Source organism: Psychrobacillus sp., from assembly GCF_056205495.1.
This window is the reverse complement of the sequence record NZ_JBAEAP010000619.1, coordinates 1-2,443: the sequence shown is the minus strand read 5'-3', so window position 1 is coordinate 2,443 and position 2,443 is coordinate 1. Positions and strand designations below refer to the sequence as shown.

5 protein-coding genes are annotated in these 2,443 nt (G+C 38.6%); 1 reads left to right on the top strand and 4 read right to left on the bottom strand.

Annotated elements, in window-relative coordinates; all coding sequences use genetic code 11:
• Both AC06OU_RS17735 and mce read right to left on the bottom strand, forming a co-directional pair.
• Positions 1-618, bottom strand: a 618-nt coding sequence (locus tag AC06OU_RS17735) for a carboxyl transferase domain-containing protein (protein WP_475857542.1), incomplete at its 3' end; no start/stop codon positions are given.
• A gap of 3 nt (positions 619-621) precedes the next feature.
• Complete coding sequence (mce, locus tag AC06OU_RS17730; protein WP_475857541.1) at positions 622-1,032, bottom strand: methylmalonyl-CoA epimerase; 411 nt, start codon at positions 1,030-1,032, stop codon at positions 622-624.
• A 130-nt stretch (positions 1,033-1,162) separates the two neighbouring features.
• Here mce and prli42 point away from each other — a divergent pair, with 130 nt between their 5' ends.
• Positions 1,163-1,258: a stressosome-associated protein Prli42 gene (gene prli42 / locus AC06OU_RS17725; protein WP_151109618.1), complete on the top strand. Its 96-nt coding sequence runs from the start codon at positions 1,163-1,165 to the stop codon at positions 1,256-1,258.
• A 60-nt stretch (positions 1,259-1,318) separates the two neighbouring features.
• On the opposite strand, the gene AC06OU_RS17720 is transcribed toward prli42, so the two are convergent.
• The gene (locus tag AC06OU_RS17720; RefSeq protein WP_169358196.1) at positions 1,319-1,759 is read right to left on the bottom strand and encodes a BrxA/BrxB family bacilliredoxin; all 441 of its coding nucleotides are present in this window, start codon (positions 1,757-1,759) and stop codon (positions 1,319-1,321) included.
• Between the two features lie 41 nt (positions 1,760-1,800).
• On the bottom strand, positions 1,801-2,443 hold a 643-nt coding region (locus AC06OU_RS17715; RefSeq protein WP_475857538.1), incomplete at its 5' end, for a P-loop NTPase family protein.

Below are 2,443 nucleotides of genomic sequence, written 5' to 3'. Positions count from 1 at the left end.
CTCTCCTGTAACTGTTTCAATTACCTTAGGTCCTGTAATAAACATTTGGCTTGTTTCATCTGTCATAAACACAAAGTCTGTAATAGCTGGGGAGTAAACCGCTCCACCTGCACAAGGTCCGAGAATAACAGATATTTGTGGAATAACACCGGAGTAGATAGCATTACGGTAGAAAATTTGTCCATATCCATCTAAAGAAACAACGCCTTCTTGAATACGTGCACCGCCTGAATCATTTAAACCTATAAACGGAGCACCGTTTTTAGCAGCCAAGTCCATCACGTTAGAAATTTTAAGTGCGTGCATCTCTCCTAGTGCCCCGCCGAAAACAGTAAAGTCTTGTGAAAATAGGTATATAGCTCGACCATTTACTTTTCCATATCCTGTAACAACGCCATCTCCTGGCCCCTCTTGCTTGTCCATGCCGAAGTCAACCGTACGATGTTTTATAAATGGGTTCAACTCAACAAAAGAACCTTCATCTACTAGCAGTTCAATTCTTTCTCTAGCAGTTAGCTTCCCTTTTTCATGCTGTTTTTCTATTCTTTCGTCTCCTCCACCTAATTCCACTTTACGTTTACGGTCATATAGATCATTAATTTTTTCGTAGATATCCATTAGTTATTTCGCTCCCCTTGATTTATCGCATAGTTCATATAAAACTCCACCAAAAGATTTAGGGTGAATGAAAGCAACCTCAGCTCCTCCTGCCCCAATTTTAGGAGTCTCTTGTATTAAACGAACTCCCTTTTCCTTTAACTCATCTAGTCGCTCCTGAATATTTTTCACTCCGAAGGCGACATGATGAATTCCTTCACCCTTTTTTTCGATGAAGGCGTGAATGGTACTAGTCTCATCAATTGGTTCCAGTAACTCTAGTTTGACATTTCCGCTGTCGATAAAAGCTACTCTTACTTTTTCGGATTCTACTTCCTCAATATGTATAAGTTTCAAGCCTAAAATTTCAGTATAGTATGGTAAAGAGTTTTCTAAGCTTTTTACAGCAATTCCGATATGGTCTACCTTTTCCATTGTTTGCACATCCTCTATTGTTTGACTATTCACTATACTATTGTACATATATTACAAAAAAAAATCTCTACCTCTTGTGCATTTTTTCAATTTTGATAAAATAGGAGTACAAGCAAAAGGAGAGAATTTAATGCGCAATCAAACATTTCGTAAGATTATTGTATATCTCATGATATTTGTCATGGTAATGTCCACATTATTGTTCGGTCTAAGCTTCGTATTATAGGAAATAAATGAATGTAAAAACAGCGGGTAGCAATTTATGCTTCCGCTGTTTTTTTGTAGACTATACTTCCTCGCAATACTCTTCGAATAAACCTTGAAGATGTGTAATGACTGAGGTTGGGGCATGCCCTTCAATTTCATGACGACCTATTTCTGCTACTACTTGTCCATCTTTTAACATTACAAATGATGGGGATGAAGGCAAATGATCATCTCCGAACATATTACGGGCTTGTTGTGTAGCTAATTTGTCTTGACCAGCAAATACAGTGACTAAATGATCAGGACGTTTGTCATAATGCACAGCATTTGCAGCTGCAGGACGAGCGATGCCGCCAGCACATCCACAAACAGAGTTGATCATTACTAGAGTTGTACCTTTTCTAGCGAAAGCAGCTTCTACTTCTTCCGGAGTAGTTAATTGTTCATAGCCACTGTTTTCCATTTCACTACGCGCTTGTATAATCATATCGTTCATTAATAAGTTAAAATCCATATTCATTTGACAGCTCTCCTTTTTCAATTCAAACTAAGTTTATCAGATTATTTATATGAATTCGAGGAAAATAACTCCTGAATAGCATCAGAAACAGTGATTTTTTCTTCTCTTACTTGTTGTTCTAACTGTTTCATCGTCTGCTTTCTTTCAATTGAGGCAAAAAAGTCATCATACAATCGATCTACAATCATTGATTTAAACCAATCAATCGTTTGTTCTTTTCTTCTCTTTTGCCAAAAATGCTGGTAATTCATTTTTTCTTCGAAGCTCTTAATTGTCTCCCACACCTTATCTAGACCTCGGTCATGTAAGGAGGATACCGCAAGCGCTGGGGTTGTCCAATTGGGAGCAGAGGGAGCCAGAAAATGTAATATTTGTTTATATTCAGCTACCGTTTTTTTGGCTAAGGCTTCATTAGCGCCATCTGCCTTGTTGACGACGATTGCATCGGCTAGCTCCATAATTCCTTTTTTCATGCCTTGTAATTCATCACCAGCACCCGTCAAGGCAAGAAGTAAGAAAAAGTCTACCATTCCCCTAACGATAGTCTCACTTTGACCGACTCCTACTGTTTCTACTAATATGACGTCATATCCAGCAGCCTCACATAGCAGCATGGTCTCTCTAGACTTTTTATGCACTCCTCCCAGTGTACCTGCAGAAGGTGACGGACGTATAAAAGCGTTT

Coding starts and splice junctions, on each gene's coding strand:
- mce (WP_475857541.1), bottom strand. CDS start 1,032: ATGGAAAAGGTAGACCATATCGGAATTGCTGTAAAAAGCTTAGAAAAC.
- prli42 (WP_151109618.1), top strand. CDS start 1,163: ATGCGCAATCAAACATTTCGTAAGATTATTGTATATCTCATGATATTT.
- AC06OU_RS17720 (WP_169358196.1), bottom strand. CDS start 1,759: ATGAATATGGATTTTAACTTATTAATGAACGATATGATTATACAAGCG.